Consider the following 22427-nt stretch of genomic DNA (forward strand, 5'->3'; position numbering starts at 1 on the left):
ACCGATGGTGACACTCGCCGACGTGGCCAGGCACGCCGGCGTCTCGGCAAGCACCGTCAGCTACGCGCTCAGCGGCAAGCGCTCGATCTCGACACAGACCCGGCAGCGAATCGAACGGGCCGTCACCGACCTCGGCTACCACCCGAACGCCGGCGCCCGGGCGCTGGCCGGCAAGCGTTCGCACATCATCGCCCTGGTGGTGCCACTGCACACCGAGGTCTACGTGCCGACCATGATGGAGATCGCCATCGCGGTCACCGTCGCGGCCCGGGACCATGGCTACGACGTGCTCCTGCTCACCAACGACGAGGGCCCCGAAGGGGTGCAGCGCGTCGCCGCCAGCGGGCTGGCCGACGGCGTGATCCTGATGGACATCCGGCTGGACGACGACCGTATCCCGGTGTTGCACGCCCAGCGCACCGCGGCCGCGCTCATCGGGCTGCCCGACGACCCGTCCGGGCTGGCCTGCGTCGACCACGACTTCGCCGCCTCGGGCGCCTTGTGCGCCGACCACCTGGCCGACCTCGGCCACCGCGACATCGCCTTCATCGGCTACGGCAGCGCCGTCTACCGGCGGCACGCCGGTTACGCCGAGCGGACCCTGAACGGCTTCCGCTCCCGGGCCGAGCAGATCGGCCTGCGCTTCCTGCACCGACCCTGCGAGGGCACCTACGAGAGCACCGCCGGCACCCTGGCCCGGATCCTCGCGGACCGCCCGGACACCACCGGCTTCGTGGTGCAGAACGAGGGCGCGATCGGCCCGCTGCTCAACCTGCTGCGCGCCGGCGGGCGGACCGTTCCGGAGGACGCGTCGGTGATCGCCATCTGCCCCGAGCAGCTGGCCGAGCAGCACTCGCCCAGGCTCACCTCCGTGACGGGCCCGAAGAAGGAGCTCGGCCGGGTGGCCGTGGAGCAGGTCCTGGCCCGGATCGCCGCAGTAGCAGCGGGCACCGAGCCGGCGGACGAACTGGTCCTGACGCCACCGGAGCTGGTGGTCCGTGAGAGCACCGGCCCGGCCCCGGTGCGCGGTCCACGCCAATGACGCCACATTGACACGCCGTCAGCATGCCCTCCCCTCCCCACGCGAGGAAGACCACCATGTCCGAAGAGCGCCAGACGATCCGCTGGGGCCACCAGGCCCTGAGCGTGGAGATCGCCCTCGGCGAGGACGGCACCGCCCGCCTGGTCCACATCGGCCCACCCTGCCGGCCCATCGGCGCTCCGCGTCCCGGCGCGCCGCTGCCCCTGGTGGAGGTGACCGCGGGGGGGCAGGGCCGCCACTGGTCGGGCCGGCACCTCATCGACACCGGCATCGGGGCGCGGCTGCGCCACCGGTCCCACCGCGCCACCCGCGAGGGCGACTGGCACGTGCTCACCGTGGAGCTCCACGACCCGGTCACCGGCCTGGCCGCGGAGCTGGTCCACCGGTCGCCGGACGGCCTACCGGCACTGCGCACCGAGGTCACCCTGCGCAACGAGGGCCCGGCCGCCCTGCACCTGGAGTCCGTCAGCTCCCTGGTGGTGGGCTGCCTGACCGACGGGGATCCGGCCGACCTGGAGACCGCCGACCTGCTGTGGGCGGACAACGACTGGTTCGCCGAGTGCCGCTGGCGGCGCGAGCCGCTGCGGACGGCCTCGCCCGCGGCGCACGGCCGCTACCACCTTCGCTCCGGCCGGGTGACCCAGGTGGTGGCCGGCCAGGGTGTCTGGTCCAGCTGCGGCCGGCTGCCGATGGGCGGCCTGACGGACCGTCGGTCCGGGCGCGGCTGGCTCTGGCAGATCGAGCACAACGGCGGCGGCTGGCGCTGGGAGTGCGGGGTTCGCGACGACACCGCGTACGCGGCACTGTTCGGGCCGACCGACCTGGACCACGGCTGGCGCCAGGTGCTGGAGCCAGGGGAGGGCTTCCGCACCGTTCCAGTGACTCTGACGTACAGTCAGAATGCCGGCCTGGACGCCGCATTCGCGACCATGACCCGCTACCGCCGCCTGGCCCGCCGCCCGCACACCGACCACCGCGACCTGCCGGTCGTCTTCAACGACTACATGAACTGCCTGATGGGCGACCCCACCACCGCCAAGCTGCTGCCGCTGATCGACGCCGCCGCCGAGGCCGGCGCCGAGTACTTCGTGATCGACGCCGGCTGGTACGCCGACGAGGACGACAACTGGTGGACCACCGTGGGCGCGTGGGAGCCGTCCGCCACCCGGTTCCCCGGGCCGCGCGGGATCCACGAGGTGCTGGACCGGATCCGCGAACGCGGCATGGTCCCGGGCCTGTGGCTGGAGCCGGAGGCGGTCGGCGCGGCGAGCCCGGTCGCCGGATCCCTGCCCGACGGGGCGTTCTTCCGCCGGGGTGGGCAGCGCGTCACCGAGGGCGGCGGCCGGTACCACCTGGACCTGCGCCACCCCGCCGCCCGAGCCCACCTGGACCGCGTGGTGGACCGCCTGGTCGGCGAGTGGGGCGTCGGCTACCTCAAGCTCGACCACAACACCGACCCGGGCTCCGGCACCAGCGGCCACCCCGGGGAGACCCCGGCCGCCGGCCTGCTCGGCCACAACCGGGCGCAACTCGACTGGCTCGACGGCATCCTGGACCGGCACCCGCACCTGGTGGTGGAGAACTGCGCCTCCGGCGGCATGCGGATGGACCACGCCCTGCTCTCCCGCCTCCAACTGCAGTCCACCAGCGACCAGCAGGACCTGCTGCTCTACGCCCCCATCGCGGCCTCCGCGCCCACCGCCGTCACCCCCGAGCAGGGCGCGGTCTGGGCCTACCCGCAGCCCGGGGACTCGCTCGACGAAGTCGCCCTCACCATGGCCAACGCACTGCTCGGCCGCATCCACCTCTCCGGCAGGATCACCGAACTCTCCACAGAAGCACGGGACTTGGTTGACGAGGCGATAGCCGTCCACAAATCGATCCGCGCCGACCTGCCGCAGGCGCTGCCCGCCTGGCCGCTCGGACTCCCGGGCTGGGAGGACCCGTGGATCGCCCTGGCACTGCACACCCCGGCCACCACCTACGTCACCGCCTGGCGCCGCTCCGGCGAGGAGACCGCCAGGGATCTCGACCTTCCCCATCTGGCCGGGGCCGACGTCCGCGTCGAGGTGCTCTTCCCGTCGTCCAGCCGGGCCGCCGCGGTCTGGCACCCGAACACCGCCGAACTCGCCCTGACCCTGCCGACGGCACCGTCCGCCGTGCTACTCCGCCTCACCAAAAGTGCTTCCGAAGGGAGTTGACGATGCGACCGACGATCGCGCGCGCCCCACCGCGCCGGTCCGGATCCGTACGAAACCCGCCTCACCGACAGCTGGAACGCCTCGGTGTCGCAGAGCGGCACGAGCGTCAACGCCGCGAACGTGTCCTACGGCGCCGCCGTCCCGCAGGGCGGCAGCGTCCACTTCGGCTTCAAGGCCACCTGGTCCGGCAGTGACGCCAATCCCTCCGCCTTCCGGTTCAACGGCGCCGCCTGCGCGATCGGCTGAGCCCGCATGACCGGTGGCGCCCCGGCCGCCCCGAACAGCCGGGGCGCGCACCCGCGAAGAATCTTCCCCACGAAAGGAATTGACCGCGTGTCAGGTCAGCACCAGGCGCACAGCACTGTCACCAACCCCGTGATCCCCGGGTTCCACCCCGATCCCAGCATCTGCCGGGTCGGCGACGACTACTACCTCGTCTGCTCCAGCTTCGAGTACTTCCCCGGCATCCCCGTCTTCCACAGCCGCGACCTGGTGAACTGGACCCAGATCGGCAACGCCCTGGACCGGCCGAGCCAGCTGCGCCTGCCCCGCGACATGCCCTCCTCCGCCGGTATCTTCGCCCCCACCCTGCGCCACCACGACGGCCGCTTCCGGCTGATCGTCACCAACGTCGGCGACGGCGGCAACATGCTCTTCACCGCCACCGACCCGGCCGGCCCCTGGTCCGACCCGCTCCGGCTGCCAGATGTCCCCGGCATCGACCCGGACCTCGCCTGGGACGAGGACGGCACCTGCTGGTGCACCGTCGCCGGCGTCTCCCAGGTCCGGATCGACCCGGCGACCGGAAGGACCTCCGGCGAGCCGCACAAGCTCTGGTCCGGCACCCCCGGTGCACTGGCCCCCGAGGCGCCGCACCTGTACCGGATCGGCGAGTACTGGTACCTGATGATCTCCGAGGGCGGCACCGAACGCGGCCACAGCGTCGCCATCGCCCGCGCCGACTCCCCCTCAGGTCCCTTCGAGCCGTGCCCGGCCAACCCGATCCTGACCCACCGCGGCACCAGCCACCCGATCCAGAACACCGGCCACGCCGACCTGGTGCAGGCCCCCGACGGCTCCTGGTGGATGGTGCTGCTCGCCGTGCGGCCGGGCGGCGGCACACCGGGCTGGCACGTGCTCGGCCGCGAGACCTTCCTCGCACCGGTGAGCTGGGTCGACGGCTGGCCCGTGGTCGGCGCGCTCTCGTCGGAGATGCCCGCGCCCGCATGGCCGCTCCAGCCCGCGCCCAGCGTTGCGGTCCGGGACGACTTCGACCAGGCCGAGCTGCACCCGCGCTGGATCTCGGTGCGGGAGCGCCGCGCCGAGCTCTGCACCACCAAGGAACGGTCCGGCTGGCTGACCCTGCACGCCGCCGGCGCCTCCCCGGACGAACCCGACCTGGTGTTCGTCGGCCGGCGCCAGCAGCACCTGACCTGCCGGGTCCGCACGCTGGTCGACGCGACCGCCGGCCGCGGCGGGCTGGCCGTGCGGCTGGACGAGCAGCACCACTACGAGATCGAGGCCGGCGACGGCCAGGTGCGCGTCCTCGCCCGGATCGGCCCACTGCGCACCGAGGTGGCCGCCAAGCCGCTGCCCGCAGGACCGGTGGTCCTCGGCCTCGGGATCGCCCCGGCACCGCCGCAGGGCTCGCGAACCGGCCCCGATCTGCTCTCCTTCGGCGTCGAGCAACCGGACGGCAGCTTCGCCGTGCTCGCCACCCTCGACGGCCGCTACCTGTCCACCGAAGTGGCCGGCGGCTTCACCGGCCGGGTCATCGGCATGTACTCCGCGGTCGGCACCGTCCGCTTCGACTGGTTCGACTACGAGCCCCTCCCACTTCCCTGATCGTCCGTCAGGGCTCCCCCACCCCCGTTTCACACGAAAGGGACACCCGTGAACGACGCACAGCAGACCGCACGCCCGCGCAACCGCCGACTCCACCGCACGGCCTGTCTCGTGGTGGCGCTGGTCACCGCGGGCAGCCTCGCCGGCGGCACGGCCGTCGCCGCACCGGCCGAGCCGGCCAAGGACCGGGCCCGGGCGGCCTGGGTCCCGAGCGACCCGATGGCCGCGGTCGCCGCGATGCAGCCCAGCTGGAACCTCGGCAACACCTTCGACGCCCTCCCCGACGAGACCTCCTGGGGCAACCCGCTCACCACCAAGGCGACCTTCGACGGCCTCAAGGCGCAGGGCTTCCGCAGCGTCCGCATCCCCGTCACCTGGTACCCCCACCAGTCCCCCACCGCGCCGTACACCATCGACGCGACGTGGATGGCCCGGGTCAAGCAGGTGGTCGACTGGGCGCTGGCGGACGGCCTCTACGTCGAGATCAACGTCCACCACGACTCGTGGCAGTGGATCGCGAACATGTCCGCCGACCACGACAACGTCATGGCCCGGTTCGACTCGACCTGGCAGCAGATCGCCACCGTCTTCAAGGACGAGCCGCGCGCGCTGCTCATGGAGAGCATCAACGAGCCGCAGTTCTCCAACGCGACCGACGCCCAGAAGACCCAGTACCTGCGCGAGCTCAACACCTCCTTCCACCGCATCGTCCGCAACTCCGGGGGGCGGAACAAGGACCGCCTGCTGGTCCTGCCCTCGGAGGAGACCAACAACGCCCAGCACTGGCTCGACGACCTGTCGACGACGATGAACTCGCTGCACGACCGCAACCTGGTGGCGACCGTGCACTACTACAGCTGGTACCCGTTCAGCGTGAACATCGCCAACGGCACGACCTACGACGCCACGGCCCAGGCCGACCTGAACGACGGCTTCGCCCGGGTGCACGACACCTTCGTCGCCAAGGGCGTCCCCGTCTACCTCGGCGAGTACGGCCTGCTCACCTCCCCCTACTCCGGCGTGGTCGAGCGCGGGGAGATGCTGAAGTACTTCGAGCACGTCAACTACGAGGCGCGGGTCAACGGCATGACCTCCGCCGTCTGGGACGCCTCCAACGACTTCCTGAACCGCTCCACCATGCAGTGGCAGGTCCCCGAGATGAAGGCCCTGATCCAGACCTCCTGGCGGACCCGCTCGGGCACCGCCTCCACCGACAACCTCTTCCTGCCGAACTCCGGCCCCCTCACCGCCCGGACCATCACCCTGAACCCCAACGGACAGTGGTTCACCGGGGTGTGGCAGGGCAACACCCCGCTGATCCCGTCCCGCGACTACACCCTCAACGGCGACCAGCTCACGCTGACGGCGACCGCCCTCACCCGGCTGGCCGGCAACCGCGCCACCGGGGTCAACGCCACCCTCGAGGTCCGGTACTCCGACGGCGTGCCGTGGAAGCTCTTCGTGCGCTCGTACCACCAGCCCGTGCTGTCCGACGCCATCGGAACCGCCGACGGGCTTACCATCCCGACCCGGTTCAACGGTTCCCTGCTGGCCAACGTGGAGTCCACGTATGCCGACGGCACCGCCGCCGGCCCGGCCTCCTGGACCACCTACCAGTCGTTCGACAACTACCGCGCCGACTACGGCGCCGACACCACCACCGTCAAGGCCGACTTCCTCAAGTCGCTCAAGGACGACGCCCCGGTGACGCTCACCTTCCGCTACTGGACCGGCGCCACCGTCACCTACCACGTGACCAAGTCCGGCAACACGGTGACCGGCACCGCCTCCTGACCAGCCCCCCCGCCCGCCCGGCTGCCGGTCCCCGCCTGCGGCCGGGCGCCTTCCCGAGATGAGCCCTCCATGTTCTCCCTACGGTCCCACGGACGGCGGCTGCGTCTTCTCGCAACCACCGTACTGATGCTCACCGCGTGCGTCACCGCATCCACCGGCGCGACCGCCCAGGCCGCACCGGGCAGCCCTGCGCTCACCCCGCCGCTGGGCTGGAACAGCTGGAACAGCTTCGGGTGCGGTGTCAACGAGTCACAGATCCGCCAGGCCGCCGACGCAATGGTGTCCTCCGGCATGAAGGCCGCCGGCTACCAGTACGTCGTCGTCGACGACTGCTGGTTCGACCCGCAGCGTGACGGCGCGGGCAACCTCCGGGCCAGCCCGACCAAGTTCCCCAGCGGCATGAAGGCGCTCGGGGACTACATCCACAGCAAGGGCCTGAAGTTCGGCCTCTACGAGGCGCCCAACGAGCGCACGTGCGCACAGGCCGTGGGTTCCTACTCCGGCTCCACCGGCAGCAAGGGCCACGAGGCCCAGGACGCCACCACGTTCGCCTCGTGGGGCGTGGACTACCTCAAGTACGACTGGTGCTCCTCCAGTGGCACGTTGGATGAGCAGGTCGCGCAGTTCACGCTCATGCGCGACGCCCTCCGCGCCACCGGCCGTCCCATCGTCTACAGCATCAACCCCAACAGCCTGCACGCCATCACCGGCTCCTCGTACAACTGGGGTCAGGTCGCGGACCTGTGGCGGACGACCGAGGACCTGCTGGACATCTGGCAGAACGGCAACACCAACAACTACCCGATGGGCGTGGGCAACGTCCTTGACATCGACGCGCCGCTGGCCGCTCAGTCGGGCCCTGGCCACTGGAACGACGCCGACATGCTCGTGGTCGGCCGCCCCGGTCTGTCGCTGACCGAGTCCCGTTCCCACTTCGCCCTCTGGTCGCTGCTCTCGGCGCCCCTCATAGCGGGCAACGACATCCGGACCATGTCCGGCGACGTGAGCGCGATCCTTCGCAACCCCCGCCTGCTGACGGTGAATCAGGACGCGCTCGGCGCGGGCGGCCGCCGGGTGCGCGACGACGGCGACCTCGAGGTGTTCGCCAAGCCCCTGTCCGACGGTTCGGTCGCCGTGGGCCTGTTCAACCGGGGCACCGGCACCGCGACCGTCACCGCCACGGCCGCGCAGGTCGGCCTCACCGGAGGGCCGTTCACGCTCACCGACCTGTGGACCGGCGACACGTCGAGCACGTCCGGCCAGATCTCGGCGAGCGTCCCGGCGCACGGTGTCGCCGTGTTCAAGATGACCGGCGGCAGCCCGCTGGCCTCCACCACCGCCCGCCTGCGCGGAACCGGGTCCGGCCGCTGCCTGGACGTGGACCGCGCCGCCACGACGGCCGGGACGACGGCGCTGATCTGGGACTGCCACACCGCCGCCAACCAACTGTGGACCACGTGGGCCGGCGGCGAGATCCGCGTCTACGGCGACAAGTGCCTGGACGCCTCCAACCAGGGCACCACCGACGGCACGAAGGTCGTCATCTGGCCCTGCAACGGTCAGGACAACCAGAAGTGGACCGTGCAGACCGACGGGTCGATCCGCAACGTCCACGCCGGGCTGTGCCTGGACGCCGACCACGCCGGAACCGTCGACGGGACGCCTGTGATCCTGTGGACCTGCACCGGTCAGAACAACCAGAAGTGGGCCACGCTCCCGTAGCCCGCACCCCTGCCGGTTCGTCGAGGAACCGGCGTCCTGACGGGGCGCCCCGGCGGCGGTGGAGCCGGATGAGGCAGTGTCAGATTCCTCGTCCGCGCCGGAACCGCGCCGGGGTGGTTCCGCACTCGTCGGTGAAGACCCGGTAGAAACGGCTGACCGAGCCGAAGCCGGCGGCTGCGGCCACCTGGCTCGCTGGGAGGTCGGTGGTCAGCAGCAACCGGCGCGCTTCGGCGAGCCGGTACAGCTTCACGTACTCGCCGATCGTGGTGCGCACGACCTTGCGGAACTGGGTCATGGCGTAGGTCGGGTGGACGTTCACCGCCGCGGCGACGTCCCCGACAGTGATCGGCTCCCGGAAGTGGCGGGCGATGTGGCGCGCCATGGACACCGCCTGGCGCAGAGCCGGATCGTCACCCGCGTAGCGGTGTACCGGGTCACCGCCCGCGGCGAGCGCCAGGCGCCGCACGCGCGCCTGGATCTCCAGCATCGCGATGCGGTGCAGCTCGTCGTCGCCCGCGGCCAGATCCGCGGCCCACTGGGTGAACTTCGCCGGGTCGCTCTCATCGGCACGGGCCGGGGGAGCGATCACCGGCACGCCCGAGAGCACCCGGGCGAGGAGCGACTGCGGCAGCCCCCAGGCCAGGAACCGGTCGAAGGGCACGTGCAGCCAGTGGACGCTGGTCGCCCGGCTCGCCACCAGCTGGTGCGGGATCGCGGCCCAGAACACGGCGAGGCCACCCGCCGCCACTTCGAGGAGTTCGCCGCCGTAGAGGTAGAGCATCGGCCCGCCGCCGGCCACGAAGTTGATCTCGAGGTCGTCGTGCCGGTGCGCTGCCGACATCAGCAGCGGGCGTCCGGACCAGCCGCGCAGGTGCGACGGTTCGTCGACCAGGGCACCCTGAGGATCCAAGAAGTTCTCGCTTCGAAACGGTGCAGACATCGCAGTTGCTCGGATCCTATCGTCGTGGAGCAGCGCCGATGCTTCGCACCGTCGTGCATCCGGCGACACCGCACGCCCACCCCTGCGTTCCTGATGGAGATCTCACGTGTTCTCACTCGGCATCGTCGGCGCCGGCCAGTTCGCCGGCTCGTTCGCCAAACTCTGGCGCCTGCACCCGAACGTCGGTGACATCAAGGTCACCGACCTCCTCCCGGAGCGCGCCGAGCATCTCTTCGCCGAATACGACCTCGCCGGCACGCTCCCCTCGTTCGAGGACATGCTCGACTCCGATCTCGACGCCGTCGCACTCTTCACCCAGCGCTGGACACACGGCCCACTCGCGGTCCAGGCACTGCGCGCGGGCAAGGACGTCTACAGCGCGGTCCCCATGGCGGTGACCGAGGCCGAGATCGCGGACATCATCGCCGCGGTCGAGCAGACCGGCCGGATCTACATGATGGGCGAGACGAGCTACTACCACCCGGCGACCGTCTACGCGCGCGCCCGGATCGCCTCGGGAGCGTTCGGCCGGATCTTCTACGCGGAGGGCGACTACGTCCACGACATGGACTGGGGCTTCTACGACGCCTACAAGTACAGCGGCGGTGCGAACTGGAAGGCCACCGCCAGCTACCCGCCACTGCTCTACCCCACCCACTCGATCGGCGGCGTCCTCGGCGCCTGGCAGACCCACGCCGTCAGCGTCTCGGCGATCGGCGTTCCGGACGAGCGCGGCGACGGCGTGTTCGACCGCGAGATCAGCCAGTTCGACAACGACTTCTCCAACGCGACCGCACTGTTCGAAGCCGCGGGCGGCGGAAGCTTCCGCACGAACGAGTTCCGCAGGGTCGGATACATCGGCAAGGAGTCGCGTTTCCGCTACTTCGGCACAGAAGCGGTCTTCGAACAACTCGGCTCGGTCAGCCTGTGGCAGGACAAGAAGGGCGAGCACGACGTCACCGCGCACCTGGACCCCGCACCCACCCTCGCACCGGACGACCCGGCACTCGCCCACCTCGCCCCGGAACTACGCGGCGCCTTCGCCTCCGGCACCGCGCCGGTGCACGATCGCTCCCGCCTCCCGCGTGAGTTCGCCCACGCACCCAACGGCCACGAGGGCAGTCATCACTTCCTCGCCGACGACTTCGCCACCGCGGTCACGACCCGAACGCTTCCACCGCTGCACGCGTGGACCGCCGCCCGCTACACCCTCCCCGGCATCATCGCCCACCAATCCGCCCTCCGAGCCGGAGCGCGCCTGCCCATTCCCGACCACGGAGACGGTCCCCGGTCCGCGTGACACCGCCTGACTGCACCGTCCGGTCACAGACCATCTGACAGTCCGACGGAAGGGAGATACCGATGCCGGGAACCGGCCGGCCGTGCTGCTCCGAGTGCGCGGTACCGCTCACGGGGCCGCCGCCCGTGCGGCCCCGCCCGGTGCCGGACCACGAACCGGGCTGACCCGTGGACTCGGTAAGGCATCCGTATGAGCAGCGACACCTTCCCCTGCCCCCGCGATCGGCAGCGGGCCGATGCGGGCCTGTTCGGCCCGTCCTCGGTGACCTGGCACCTGCACGCCGACCCGGCGATGTGGATCGGCGGGATCAGCGCCCTCCACCTGCAGGCGCTGCACCCGATCGCGGCTCTCGGCATAGCCCAGAACTCCTCGTTCGAGGACGATCCCTTCGGCCGCCTGGTGGGGACGGGTTCGTTCATCGTGGCGACCACCTGGGGCACCCGGGCACAGGCCGAGCAGGCCGACGCCCGGGTGCGCGCCGTGCACGAGCGCCTGCGCATCCACGATCCGCACAGCGGCGCGCAGTACCGGCTGGACGCCCCCGACCTGCTGCTCTGGGTGCACTGCGCACTGGTCAGATCGAACCTGCACGCCGTGCGGCAAGGCGGCATGCGGCTGACGAGCGCCGCTGCGGCACCGCCTCCCGAGCTCCGACACCGGCTACTTCAACACCCCGGCGTCGCCATCACCGCCTCCAGGAGGAGCCGTAGTGCTCGCACTGCGGCTCCTCCTGGTCTCACGGCTTCAGCAGCCCTCGCTCGTAGGCCTTGACCAGGTTGCGCGGCACCAGGTGTTCACGGCCCTCGACGGCGATCGGGACGAGCTGCGGGGCCGCAGCCTTCCACTGCGACCGGCGGTGGCGGGTGTTGCTGCGGGAGGTCTTGCGCTTGGGTACGGCCATGGGACCTGCTCCTATCGGGTGGTCGAGGCGTAGGGCAGCAGGGCCATCTCGCGGGCGTTCTTGATCGCCCGCGCCATCGCCCGCTGCTGCTGCTGCTGGACGGTCAGCCGGGTGACCCGGCGGCTGCGGATCTTGCCGCGGTCGGAGACGAACCTGCGCAGCAGGTTGGTGTCCTTGTAGTCGATGTAGGTGATGCCCGCCTCGAACAGCGGGTTGGGACGTGGACGGGCCGGACGTCCGCCGGTGGGGCGCTTGGCCATTACGAGTCTTCTCTCTGGTCAGGACGCGGGTTCGAGCAGGTCCTCGAAGGCGTCGGGTAGGGCCTTCCAGCCGGCCTCCCCCGCCATCAGTTCGGCGTCGGTGAGCAGGCAGGAGTCGAGCAGTTCGGTGATCCCGTCGACGTCCAAGCCCTCGGCGATGAAGACGAGTTGCTGGACGCGGTCGCCGTGCGCGGGATGCCAGTCGAGGGCGGCGGCGGCCCTGCGGGCCGGCGGGTAGAACTCCCAGGCGGCGTCGGGAAGTCCGGCCAGCCACGGACCGCACTCCTCCACCGCGAGGTTCGCACCGGCGGCGTCCCAGGCCGGCATCGACCCAGGCCGGTTGGCCAGCCAGAACCGTCCACGGCTGCGCTGGGCGGCCGGGACGAGCAGCTCCAGCGCCTCGTACAGCCGGCCCGGGTGCAGCGGGCGGCGGCGCTCCCAGACCAGGGTTGCCACGCCCGCGTCATCGGCCTGCTGCGGCAGCAGGGCGAGCGCCGGGTCCACGCGGTCGCGGGCGGCTGCCACGTCGAAGCCGCCGAGCGCGGCACGCAGCAGTTCACCGGTGCCGAGCAGCACCCGCCGGGCGGTCGGGTGCAGCTGGCGCAGCATCGCGAGGCCGGGCTCGCCACCACGGGCGACCGCGATGGTCGTGGCGTACTCGATCTGGTGGGCGAGCGCCTCGGCCCGAGTGCGGGTGTCGTCCGGCGACGTGTGCTCGCCGTGCTCGGCCAGATCGTCGGGGACGGAGAGTTCGCCGAGCAGCCGGTCCGGGTCGACCGCGACCACCACGCCCGCCAGTTCGATGAACTCCTCCGCCGACTGGCCGTCCACCTCGCCGCCCGCGATCACCTCGACCGCCGGGTGGGGGTCGCTGCCGCCCCACAGCTCCACGACTGCCAGCCCGTGCTGCCCGTCCTCGGCCAGGCGCAGCAGCTCGGGCAGCAGGTCCTCGCGCAGCGCGCAGCAGGCGCAGTCGTTGCTCAGCGGGACGTCCGCCGTCGCGATGGTGCCGGAGGCGTCGCGGAGTTCGCGACGGACCGTACGACGCGAGGCGTCGCGCAGGTCGTGGTGGAGGACGACGCCGTTGACGCTGCCGTCCAGCAGCTCCTGGACGGCGCGGCGGCGTTCGGCGCGGTGCAGGCCGGCGACCACGACGACCGGGAGCCTGAGGTGTTCGAGCACGGCGCTCACCAGCTCGACTTGCGCACGCCCGGCAGGTGTCCGGCGTGGGCCATGGTGCGCAGGTTGATCCGGGAGAGGCCGAAGGCGCGCTGGTAGCCGCGGGGGCGGCCGTCCACGGCGTCGCGGTTGCGGATCCGGGTGGCGCTGGCGTCGCGCGGCTGGCGGCCCAGCTCCCGCTGGGCGGCGGCGCGTTCCTCGGCGGTGGCAGCCGGGTGGGCGATGGTGCGCTTCAACTCGGCGCGGCGCTCGGCGTACCGGGCAACGACCGCACGCCGCTGCTCGTTCTTGGCGATCTTGCTCTGTTTGGCCATCAGACTTTCCCCCCTCGGGCGCGGATGCGGGCGACGGCGGCCTCGATACCGATCACGTCGACGGTCTTCAGGCCCTTGGCGCTGAGCGTGAGACGGACGTGCCGGCCCTCGCTGGGCAGCCAGTAACGCTTGCGCTGGATGTTGGGGTCGAAGCGGCGGCGGGTTCGCCGGTGCGAGTGCGAGATCGCGTTGCCGAAGGACGGCTCGCGGCCGGTCAGTTGGCAGTGAGCGGACATGGTGACGGCTCCGTTGCTCATCGTGCGGGCAGGCAGAAGGTCACGCCCCGGGACCGGCGTGCGGCCCCGGGATGCCCGCCCCACACTACGCCAGATGAAAATGGATTTCATTTCGCTATAGTGGGGCCACCACCACGCCGACCGAGGGGACATCCATGGCCCGCAACGAACTGCGCCCGATCATCAAGCTCCGCTCCACCGCCGGCACCGGCTACACGTACGTCACCCGCAAGAACCGCCGGAACGACCCCGACCGCCTCGTCCTGCGCAAGTACGACCCCGTCGCCAAGCGGCACGTCGACTTCCGCGAAGAGCGCTGACCACGCCCAGACCACCACCGTCAGGGGCGAGGGGCTGACGCGGCAGCGCGTCAGCCCCTCGGCTCGTTCCTCAGGGCTGGTCGATGCCGGCATTCCGAATCGGCCGGCGGCAGCCCCACCCCACCCCGCCTCCGCGAGTTCTCGCAGCCTCGGAGCAATCCGCCTGCGGCCCGCGGTGAGATCTTGGAAACGATGCGTTCACGACGTGTGGACGCTCCGGGAAACAAGCGGTTTCTAGCGTATCCACTCATGGATTCGAAGCTGTATACGCAGCCGGACACGATCCTGGATCCGGGTCCGGTGCCCCCGCCCTCACTCCGCGAAGCGGCCTACGCGCAGTTGCGCACGGCCGTGCTGGACGGCGAGTTCGGTCCGCGCGAGCGGCTGGCCGAGACGCGGCTGGCCGTACGGTTCGGGGTGTCGCGGACCCCCGTACGCGAGGCGCTGGCAAGGCTGCTGGCGGACGGTCTGATCGAGCGTGGTGACGGCGGCTTCTACGTCACGATCCCCAACCTGACCCAGCTGAAGGACTTCTACGAACTCCGGGTCACCCTGGAACTGCGCGGCATCGCCCGGGTGATCGAGGACCCCTCGGTCCGGCACGACCCGGCTGTCATCGCGGCCGAGTTGGAACGCTGGTACGCCCTGCGCGAGAACCCACCCGAGCGTGACCCGCGCTTCGTCGTCCAGGACGAGCGCTTCCATGCGGAACTCTCCCGCGCTGCGGGCAATCCCGCGCTGACCGACGCCCTCGTGACGGTCAGCGAGCGCATCCGCAGCGTCCGTATGTACGACTTCCTCACCCAGGACCGGGTGGAGACGACCATCACGGAACACATCGAGATCATGGAGTTCGTCCGGGACGGACGGCTCGACGAGGGCTACCGGGCCCTGCACGCCCACGTCGGCGACTCGATGTCCGTGGTGCTGCAACGCGCCCAGCGCGCGATGACGCAGATGGCCCTGCACGCCGACCGTCTCTGAAGCAGGCCGGCCGCTCCCGAACCCGCGGGTGACGCCGCGGGTAACGCCCGGCCCCGATTCCCCGGCTGTCGACGACGCCATCCGAGGTGCCCACCGCTCTCCTTCCCTCCCTCCCCCACCGGCCCGCACCCCCGAAGGGCATGCCATGACCGCCACCGAGTCACCGCAGCCGGTGACAACACCGCACTCCCCGACGAGCCAGGCGACCAAGGAGACGCTGGAGGACTACACCCTCCGTTTCGCGCCCCGCAGCTACCGTCGCTGGACCCCCATGGTCGTGGCCACCACGGCACTCGGCGGCATCGCCTACATGGCCGACTTCTCGATTGGCGCCGGCATCGGCCTCGCCCACGGCACCGGCAACGCGCTGGTTGCGATCGCCGTCGCGGCCGCAGTCATTTTCGTCACCGGCATCCCCCTCGCCTACTACGGCGCCCGCTACAACATCGACCTCGACCTCATCACCCGCGGCTCCGGCTTCGGCTACTACGGCTCGGTCCTCACCAGCGTCATCTTCGCCAGCTTCACCTTCATCTTCTTCGCCCTCGAAGGCTCGATCATGGCCCAGGGGCTGAAGCTGGGCCTCCAACTCCCCCTGTGGCTGGGCTACCTGGTCTCCACGCTGATCGTGTTCCCCCTGGTGATCTACGGCATGAAGGCGCTCAGCAAGCTCCAGGTGTGGACCACCCCGGTCTGGTTGCTGCTGATGGTCGCCCCGCTCGTCTACCTGATCGCCCAGGACCCCGGCACGGTCGACCGCTTCCTCGGCTACGCCGGTACGGACGGCGACGGCGGCGGCATCGACACCGCGTCGGTGCTGCTCGGCGCGGGCGTGTGCCTGTCCCTCATCGCGCAGATCGGCGAGCAGATCGACTACCTGCGCTTCATGCCGCCCAAGACCGAGGCCAACAAGCGCACGTGGTGGACCGCCGTGGTCATGGCCGGTCCGGGCTGGGTCGTGCTCGGCGCACTGAAGCAGGCCATCGGCGTCTTCCTCGCCGTCTACATCCTCGCCAAGGTCGGACCGTCCGTCGCGACCGAGCCGATCCAGCAGTTCCGCGGCGCGTTCGACGCGATGATGCCGTCCTGGATGGTGGTCCCGCTCGCCCTCGCCCTGGTCGTCATCAGCCAGATCAAGATCAACGTGACGAACGCCTACTCCGGCTCCCTCGCCTGGACGAACTCCTTCACCCGAGTCACCAGGCACTACCCGGGCCGCATGGTCTTCGTCCTGGTCAACCTCGGCTTCGCGCTCGCCCTGATGGAAGCCGACATGTTCAGCTTCCTCAACAGCATCCTGGGCTTCTACTCGAACTGCGCCATCGCCTGGGTCGTCACCGTGGCCACCGACATCGGCATCAACAAGTACCTGCTCAAGATCTCCCCGCTCCAGCCGGAATTCCGCCGGGGCATGCTGCACGCAGTCAACCCGGTCGGCGTGGTCGCCTTCGTCGCGGCCTCGGGCCTGTCCATCGGCATGTACTTCCACGCGCTCGGCGACACCCTCCAGCCCTACTCCCCCGTCGCCGCCGCCGTCATCGCCTTCGTCCTCACGCCCCTGATGGCCGTCGTCACCAAGGGCAAGTACTACCTGCGCCGCACCGACGACGGCATCGACGAGCCGCTTCTGGACACCGACGGCAACCCCAGCGCGGTCACCCTCGACTGCCACGTCTGCCGCCAGCCCTACGAACGACCCGATCTGGCCGCCTGCGCCACCCACGACGCGGCGATCTGCTCCCTGTGCCTGAGCACCGACAAGGTCGGCGACCACGTCCTGCCCGCCGCATGACCCCTTCGTCGCCGGTGCCGCGGGAAGCCTCGCCGAGTTCCCGCGGCACGGCCCGCCTTCTGAGGAGCTGACATCGTGTTCGACACCCTTCTGGTCGCCAACCGCGGCGAGATAGCCTGCCGCATCATCCGCTCGGCGTCCGCACTCGGCCTGCGGACCGTGGCGGTGTACTCCGACGCGGACCGCGCCGCACCGCACGTGCGGATGGCCGACACAGCGGTACGCCTGGGCCCGGCGCCGGCCGCCGAGAGCTATCTGCGAGCGAACCTGGTCCTGGCCGCCGCCCGCGAGACGGGCGCCGGGGCGATCCATCCCGGGTACGGCTTCCTCTCCGAGAACGCCGCGTTCGCCGCCGACGTGGAGGTGGCGGGCCTGGCCTTCGTCGGCCCGACGCCCCGCCAACTGGAGGTCTTCGGCGCCAAGCACACCGCCCGCGCCGCGGCCGAGGCAGCCGGGGTCCCTCTGCTGGCCGGTACCGGGCTCCTTCCGGACCTGGCCGAGGCCCTGCGAGCCGCCGAGGACATCGGCTACCCGGTGATGCTCAAAGCGACCGGCGGCGGAGGCGGCATCGGCATGCGGGCCTGCACCGGTCCGGACGAACTGCGCTCGGCGTACGCCCAGGTCACCAGACTCGCCCGGGGCAACTTCGGCGACGGCGGGGTCTTCCTGGAGCGGTACGTCTCCCGCGCCCGACATGTCGAGGTGCAGGTCTTCGGCGACGGCACCGGCCGGGTCGTCAGCCTCGGCGACCGGGACTGCTCCCTCCAGCGCCGTCACCAGAAGGTCCTGGAGGAGGCCCCCGCCCCCGGCCTCCCACCCGCGCTGCGCGAGGAACTGCACCGCAGCGCGCGGGAGCTGTGCGAGACGGTCGGCTACCGCTCCGCCGGCACCGTGGAGTTCGTCTACGACGCCGAACGCGAGGAAGCCGCTTTCCTGGAGGTCAACACCCGCCTTCAGGTCGAGCACCCGGTCACCGAGGAGATCACCGGCGTCGACCTGGTCAGCTGGATGCTGCGGCTGGCCCGCGGCGACCAGGACGTCCTCGACGGCATCGGTCCCGACGGCCCGCCCACGCGCGGGCACGCCGTCGAGGCGCGCGTCTACGCCGAGGACCCGGGCCAGGACCACCGCCCGAGCGCCGGCCTGCTCACCCGCGTCCAACTCCCCAGCGGCGTAAGGGTGGACGGCTGGGCCGAGACCGGCCAGGAGATCTCCACCGCCTACGACCCGATGCTCGCCAAGATCATCGCCACCGGCCGCGACCGCGACGAGGCGTTCGCCAACCTGGCCGAGGCGCTGGAAGAGACCCGGATCGACGGCGTGGAGACCAACCTCGGCCTGCTGCGCGCCGCCTGCCGCACGGAAGAGGTCACGGCCGCCCGGCACACCACGAGCACCCTCACCTCCGTCACCGACCCGCGCCCCCGCATCGACGTCGTACGCGGCGGCACCCTGACCACCGTCCAGGACTGGCCCGGCCGCACCGGCTACTGGGAGGTCGGCATCCCGCCCGGCGGCCCGATGGACGACCTCTCCTTCCGCCTGGGCAACACCGCCGTCGGCAACCCCGAGGGTGCCCCCGGCCTGGAGTGCACCCTGGAGGGTCCGGCCCTGCGCTTCTCGCGCCCGGCGGTCGTCTGCGTCACCGGCGCCCCGGCCCACGTCACGGTCGACGGCACACCCGCCGCCCAGTGGAAGCCCTTCGACCTGCCCGCCGGAGCCCTGCTGGAGATCGGCACCCCCAAGGGCCCGGGCATGCGCACCTACGTCCTCGTCCGAGGTGGCCTCGACCTGCCCGCCTACCTCGGCAGCACCGCCACCTTCACCCTCGGCGGCTTCGGCGGCCACGCCGGACGCGCCCTGCGCACCGGCGACGTCCTCCGTCCCCTCGCACCCGCCCCCGGATCGCCGGCACCGACCTCCGTACCGTCCACCGACCGCCCGCACTTCACCACCCACTGGCGGATCGCGGTCAGCGAGGGCCCGCACCCCGCCCCCGACTTCCTCACCCCGCGCGGCCTGGAAACGATGTACTCGGCCGAGTGGAAGGTCTCCGCCCAGTCCGCCCGCACCGGCGTACGACTCGTGGGCCCCCGGCCCGAATGGGCCCGCCCCGACGGCGGCGAGGCCGGGCTGCACCCCTCCAACATCCATGACACCGCTTACTCCGTCGGCGCCGTCAACCTCACCGGGGACACCCCCGCGATCCTGGGCCCCGACGGCCCCAGCCTCGGCGGCTTCGCCTGCCCGGTCACCGTCGTCGCCGCCGAACGCTGGAAGTCGGGCCAGCTGCGCCCCGGTGACACCGTGCGCTTCATCCCCGTCACGGAAGCCCGCGCGGACGACCTGCGCCGCTCACCGGCCCTGCTCACCCTCCCCACCGAGGGTCCGGACCCCGACCACGGTGTTCTCGCCCGGCGGCCCGCCACCGACACCACCCCCGAGGTCGTCTACCGGCGCGGCGCGGACGACAACATCCTCGTCGAATACGGTCCGATGACCCTCGACCTGGCCCTGCGGATGCGGGTGCACGCCCTGGCCCGGCACCTCGCCGCCCACCGCCCCGCCGGCCTCGTCGACATCACCCCCGGCGTCCGCTCCCTTCACCTGCACACCGACCCCGACACGCTCCCGCTGCGCACCCTGCTCGGCGCGCTCCAGGAGGCCGAGGACCAGCTCCCCGCCGCCGAGGAGCTGGCCGTGCCCAGCCGGGAGGTCCACCTCCCCCTGTCGTGGGACGACCCGACCGTGGACGAGGCCATCTCCCGCTACCTCACCTCGGTGCGCGACGACGCCCCCTGGAACCCGTCCAACATCGAGTTCATCCGCCGTGTCAACGGTCTGGACTCGGTCGACGACGTCCGCCGGATCGTCTTCGACGCCCAGTACCTCGTCCTCGGCCTCGGCGACGTCTACCTGGGCGCCCCCGCCGCCACCCCGCTCGATCCCCGCCACCGCCTGGTCACCACCAAGTACAACCCGGCGCGCACCTGGACCGCCGAGGCAGGCGTCGGCATCGGCGGCTCCTACCTCTGCGTCTACGGCATGGAGAGCCCCGGCGGGTACCAGCTCATCGGCCGCACGGTCCCCATCTGGGGCGGCCTGCGCCCCGGCCGTTCCTTCTCGGACGGCATCCCCTGGCTGCTGCGCTTCTTCGACCGGATCGTCTGGCACCCCGTCTCCCCCGCCGAACTCCTCGACATCCGGGCCGACCTGGCTTCCGGACGGGGACAACTCGACATCAGGCCCGGCACGTTCTCCCTCAGCGACCACGAACACTTCCTGCACCGGAACGCCGACAGCATCACCGCCTTCCGCACCCGCCAGGCCGCGGCCTTCGCCGCCGAACGGCAGGCGTGGGAAGCAGCGGGCGAACTCACCGAACGGGCCGAGGCCGCCCCCGTGGCGTCCGCCGGGCCCGTCTCCCTGCCTCCCGGCGGCAGCCTGGTCGACGCCCCGCTCAGCTCCAGCGTGTGGAAGGTGGCCGCCGCACCCGGTACCCGAGTCGAGGCCGGACAGCCGCTCGTCGTCCTGGAGGCCATGAAGATGGAGGTCGTCGTCCGCGCCCCGGCCGACGGCGTCGTCGCCGACGTCCTCGTCTCCCCCGGCCAGCAGATCGACGCCGGCACCCCGTTGGCCGTCATCCTCCGAGAGGAAGCAGCGTGAACCAGTCCCCCACCGGCCCCGTGACAGCCGAGGAGCGGCTCGCCGCCGCCTACGAGCGCATCGACAAGGCCGAACGACCCGAGATCTGGATCGCCCTGCGCCGCTACGAGGACATCCTGGCCGAAGCCCGCACCGTCGACGCCCGCGTCGCGGACGGAGAAGTCATGCCACTGGCCGGTCGTCTCTTCGCCGTCAAGGACAACATCGACGTCGCCGGCCTGCCCACCACCGCCGCCTGCCCCGCCTACGCCTACCGTCCGCAGGTCTCGGCCACGGCCGTACAACGGCTGACGGACGCCGGCGCGCTCGTGCTCGGCAAGACGAACATGGACCAGTTCGCCACCGGCCTCGTCGGCACCCGCAGCCCGCACGGAGCCGTCCGCAGCGCGGGCCATCCGGAGAAGATCTCCGGCGGCTCCAGCTCGGGCTCCGCCGTCGCCGTGGCCCTGGGCATCGCGGACTTCGCACTGGGCACGGACACGGCCGGCTCGGGCCGGGTACCGGCCGCGTTCAACAACATCGTCGGCATCAAACCCACCCTCGGCCTGATCCCCAACACCGGCGTCGTCCCCGCCGCCCGTCCCTACGACTCCGTCACCGTCTTCGCCCGCACCCTCACCGAGGCCCGACAGGCGCTGACCGTCATGATCGGTCCCGACGCCGCCGACCCGCGCAGCCGAACCTGGCCCGACGCCGTACGGCTGGCAGCACCGCAACGGCCCCGCATCGCCCTCCCCCGCGACGAGGACCTCGCGCCCCTCTCCGACGAAGCCCGAGCCGCCTTCCACACGGCTGCCGGACAGCTCCGGGAAACCGGCGCCGAAACAGTCGTCACCGACGTATCGCCGCTGCTGGAGGCCGCCCGGCTGCTCTACGACGGCGCCCTGGTCGCCGAACGCTACGCCGCCGTCGGCGAGTTCATCGCCCGCGACCCCGAAGCCGCAGACCCCATCGTCGCCGGCATCATCCTCGCCGCGGCCGCCCTGCCCGCCCACGCCCTCGCCGCCGACCAGGAACGCCTCGACCACTTCAGGGCGGCCACCGCCCGCCTGCTGGCCGGCTTCGACGCCCTGCTCCTGCCCACCACAACCGAGCACCCCACCATCGCCGCCGTCCAAGCCGACCCGGTCGGCATCAACAAGCGACTCGGCACCTACACCAACTTCGTCAACCTGCTCGACCTGGCCGCCGTCGCCGTTCCAGCCGGCAAGGCCGACGGCAGCCTCTTCGGCATCAGCATCATCACCCGAGCCTTCGACGACCAGACCGGCCTCGACCTCGCCGCCCGGCTCATCGAGGCCCGCCTCATCGAGGAGAGCGGCGAATCCGCCGGCCAGGCCCGGGTTCCCCTCCCCGGCACGGGAGTCGACCTCGCCGTCTTCGGTGCCCACCGGCACGGCCAGCCCCTCAACCACCAGCTCACCAGGCTCGGCGCACGCTACACCGGCGACGTACGAACCGCCGCCGCCTACCGGCTGACCGCCCTCGCCACCGAACCTCCCAAACCGGGCGTGATCCACGTCGGCCCCGACAGCGGCGGCGCGATCAGCGGCGAACGCTGGACCCTCTCACCGGCCGCCCTCGGCCACTTCCTCGCCGAACTGCCCGCCCCCATGTCCCTCGGCCGCATCCGACTCGACGACGGCTCCTGGGTCCTGGGCTTCCAATGCGACCCACACACCGCGGCCTCGGGAACCGACATCACCCACCACGGGGACTGGCTCGCCTACCTGGCCACGATCTGACCACGGGCCGACGGCCTCGGGAGCGATTTGAGCTCGAGGCGTGCCGGCCTGGCGGCTATGCGGCGTTGCCGTCGGGTCTCCGACCACACGTCACCCGTGCGAGCGGTCGACCGTGCCTGGTCGCGCGGCACGGCGCGCACCGCCCCGGTCGTCGGCCAGGAACTGAGACCTGTCCGACGTCCGGGG

18 protein-coding genes and 1 pseudogene are annotated in these 22427 nt (G+C 71.5%); 13 read left to right on the forward strand and 6 right to left on the reverse strand.

The genetic code is table 11. The features are described 5' to 3' along the window. Positions 1 to 4 precede the first annotated feature (4 nt). From ACIBEC_RS42770 to ACIBEC_RS42795, 6 genes and pseudogenes are all read left to right on the forward strand, one after another. Entirely contained in the window at positions 5 to 1042 is a 1038-nt protein-coding gene (locus ACIBEC_RS42770) for a LacI family DNA-binding transcriptional regulator (protein ID WP_360501668.1), read from the forward strand. 56 nt (positions 1043 to 1098) lie between these two features. Further along, entirely contained in the window at positions 1099 to 3243 is a 2145-nt protein-coding gene (locus ACIBEC_RS42775; protein WP_360501671.1) for an alpha-galactosidase, read from the forward strand. A gap of 63 nt (positions 3244 to 3306) precedes the next feature. Beyond that, positions 3307 to 3489: pseudogene (locus ACIBEC_RS42780) on the forward strand (cellulose binding domain-containing protein); the annotation flags it as partial. A gap of 87 nt (positions 3490 to 3576) precedes the next feature. Beyond that, positions 3577 to 5088, forward strand: coding sequence for a glycoside hydrolase family 43 protein (locus tag ACIBEC_RS42785; protein ID WP_360501673.1), 1512 nt, complete (start codon positions 3577 to 3579; stop codon positions 5086 to 5088). 48 nt (positions 5089 to 5136) lie between these two features. After that, a complete protein-coding gene (locus ACIBEC_RS42790) occupies positions 5137 to 6882 on the forward strand; it encodes a cellulase family glycosylhydrolase (RefSeq protein ID WP_360501675.1) in 1746 nt (581 codons plus the stop codon). Between the two features lie 69 nt (positions 6883 to 6951). Beyond that, complete coding sequence (locus ACIBEC_RS42795; protein ID WP_396290379.1) at positions 6952 to 8604, forward strand: glycoside hydrolase family 27 protein; 1653 nt, start codon at positions 6952 to 6954, stop codon at positions 8602 to 8604. Positions 8605 to 8683: 79 nt separating this feature from the next. On the opposite strand, the gene ACIBEC_RS42800 is transcribed toward ACIBEC_RS42795, so the two are convergent. After that, positions 8684 to 9544: a helix-turn-helix domain-containing protein gene (locus ACIBEC_RS42800; RefSeq protein WP_396290381.1), complete on the reverse strand. Its 861-nt coding sequence runs from the start codon at positions 9542 to 9544 to the stop codon at positions 8684 to 8686. 106 nt (positions 9545 to 9650) lie between these two features. Here ACIBEC_RS42800 and ACIBEC_RS42805 point away from each other — a divergent pair, with 106 nt between their 5' ends. Next, complete coding sequence (locus ACIBEC_RS42805) at positions 9651 to 10844, forward strand: Gfo/Idh/MocA family oxidoreductase (protein ID WP_360501679.1); 1194 nt, start codon at positions 9651 to 9653, stop codon at positions 10842 to 10844. Between the two features lie 189 nt (positions 10845 to 11033). Continuing rightward, positions 11034 to 11615, forward strand: a complete 582-nt coding sequence (locus ACIBEC_RS42810) for an oxygenase MpaB family protein (protein ID WP_360501682.1) — start codon at positions 11034 to 11036, stop codon at positions 11613 to 11615. On the opposite strand, the gene rpmF is transcribed toward ACIBEC_RS42810, so the two are convergent. From rpmF to rpmB, 5 genes are read right to left on the reverse strand one after another with little or no spacing between them, the layout of a single operon-like run. Then, entirely contained in the window at positions 11581 to 11745 is a 165-nt protein-coding gene (rpmF, locus tag ACIBEC_RS42815) for a 50S ribosomal protein L32 (RefSeq protein ID WP_360501684.1), read from the reverse strand. The two genes, ACIBEC_RS42810 and rpmF, sit on opposite strands and share 35 nt — an antisense overlap. Before the next feature lie 11 nt (positions 11746 to 11756). Further along, on the reverse strand, positions 11757 to 12005 hold the full coding sequence (gene rpsR / locus ACIBEC_RS42820; RefSeq protein WP_360501686.1) for a 30S ribosomal protein S18: 249 nt from the start codon (positions 12003 to 12005) through the stop codon (positions 11757 to 11759). An 18-nt stretch (positions 12006 to 12023) separates the two neighbouring features. Next, on the reverse strand, positions 12024 to 13196 hold the full coding sequence (locus ACIBEC_RS42825) for a GTP-binding protein (RefSeq protein WP_360501689.1): 1173 nt from the start codon (positions 13194 to 13196) through the stop codon (positions 12024 to 12026). Further along, entirely contained in the window at positions 13193 to 13498 is a 306-nt protein-coding gene (gene rpsN, locus ACIBEC_RS42830) for a 30S ribosomal protein S14 (RefSeq protein ID WP_360501691.1), read from the reverse strand. Before rpsN ends, ACIBEC_RS42825 begins: the two co-directional genes overlap by 4 nt. Further along, entirely contained in the window at positions 13498 to 13734 is a 237-nt protein-coding gene (rpmB, locus tag ACIBEC_RS42835; RefSeq protein WP_360501693.1) for a 50S ribosomal protein L28, read from the reverse strand. Before rpmB ends, rpsN begins: the two co-directional genes overlap by 1 nt. Positions 13735 to 13889: 155 nt before the next feature. On the opposite strand from rpmB, the gene rpmG reads away from it, so the two are divergent. From rpmG to atzF, 5 genes are all read left to right on the forward strand, one after another. Next, a complete protein-coding gene (gene rpmG / locus ACIBEC_RS42840; RefSeq protein ID WP_360501696.1) occupies positions 13890 to 14054 on the forward strand; it encodes a 50S ribosomal protein L33 in 165 nt (54 codons plus the stop codon). Between the two features lie 249 nt (positions 14055 to 14303). Continuing rightward, a complete protein-coding gene (locus ACIBEC_RS42845) occupies positions 14304 to 15038 on the forward strand; it encodes a GntR family transcriptional regulator (RefSeq protein WP_360501699.1) in 735 nt (244 codons plus the stop codon). A 145-nt stretch (positions 15039 to 15183) separates the two neighbouring features. Further along, positions 15184 to 16830, forward strand: coding sequence for an allantoin permease (locus ACIBEC_RS42850; protein WP_360501701.1), 1647 nt, complete (start codon positions 15184 to 15186; stop codon positions 16828 to 16830). A gap of 75 nt (positions 16831 to 16905) precedes the next feature. Next, a complete protein-coding gene (uca, locus tag ACIBEC_RS42855) occupies positions 16906 to 20496 on the forward strand; it encodes an urea carboxylase (protein WP_360501704.1) in 3591 nt (1196 codons plus the stop codon). Continuing rightward, the gene (gene atzF, locus ACIBEC_RS42860) at positions 20493 to 22241 is read left to right on the forward strand and encodes an allophanate hydrolase (RefSeq protein WP_360501707.1); all 1749 of its coding nucleotides are present in this window, start codon (positions 20493 to 20495) and stop codon (positions 22239 to 22241) included. Before uca ends, atzF begins: the two co-directional genes overlap by 4 nt. Positions 22242 to 22427 lie beyond the last annotated feature (186 nt).

This window comes from Kitasatospora sp. NPDC051164, assembly GCF_044455625.1.
Lineage (GTDB): Bacteria > Actinomycetota > Actinomycetes > Streptomycetales > Streptomycetaceae > Kitasatospora.

Excerpts from the sequence above, each read along its gene's own strand:
- rpmG (WP_360501696.1), top strand. The coding sequence starts at position 13,890 with ATGGCCCGCAACGAACTGCGCCCGATCATCAAGCTCCGCTCCACCGCC.
- ACIBEC_RS42810 (WP_360501682.1), top strand. The coding sequence starts at position 11,034 with ATGAGCAGCGACACCTTCCCCTGCCCCCGCGATCGGCAGCGGGCCGAT.
- ACIBEC_RS42845 (WP_360501699.1), top strand. The coding sequence starts at position 14,304 with ATGGATTCGAAGCTGTATACGCAGCCGGACACGATCCTGGATCCGGGT.
- rpsR (WP_360501686.1), bottom strand. The coding sequence starts at position 12,005 with ATGGCCAAGCGCCCCACCGGCGGACGTCCGGCCCGTCCACGTCCCAAC.
- rpmB (WP_360501693.1), bottom strand. The coding sequence starts at position 13,734 with ATGTCCGCTCACTGCCAACTGACCGGCCGCGAGCCGTCCTTCGGCAAC.
- ACIBEC_RS42795 (WP_396290379.1), top strand. The coding sequence starts at position 6,952 with ATGTTCTCCCTACGGTCCCACGGACGGCGGCTGCGTCTTCTCGCAACC.
- rpmF (WP_360501684.1), bottom strand. The coding sequence starts at position 11,745 with ATGGCCGTACCCAAGCGCAAGACCTCCCGCAGCAACACCCGCCACCGC.
- rpsN (WP_360501691.1), bottom strand. The coding sequence starts at position 13,498 with ATGGCCAAACAGAGCAAGATCGCCAAGAACGAGCAGCGGCGTGCGGTC.
- ACIBEC_RS42800 (WP_396290381.1), bottom strand. The coding sequence starts at position 9,544 with ATGTCTGCACCGTTTCGAAGCGAGAACTTCTTGGATCCTCAGGGTGCC.
- ACIBEC_RS42775 (WP_360501671.1), top strand. The coding sequence starts at position 1,099 with ATGTCCGAAGAGCGCCAGACGATCCGCTGGGGCCACCAGGCCCTGAGC.
- ACIBEC_RS42770 (WP_360501668.1), top strand. The coding sequence starts at position 5 with ATGGTGACACTCGCCGACGTGGCCAGGCACGCCGGCGTCTCGGCAAGC.
- ACIBEC_RS42850 (WP_360501701.1), top strand. The coding sequence starts at position 15,184 with ATGACCGCCACCGAGTCACCGCAGCCGGTGACAACACCGCACTCCCCG.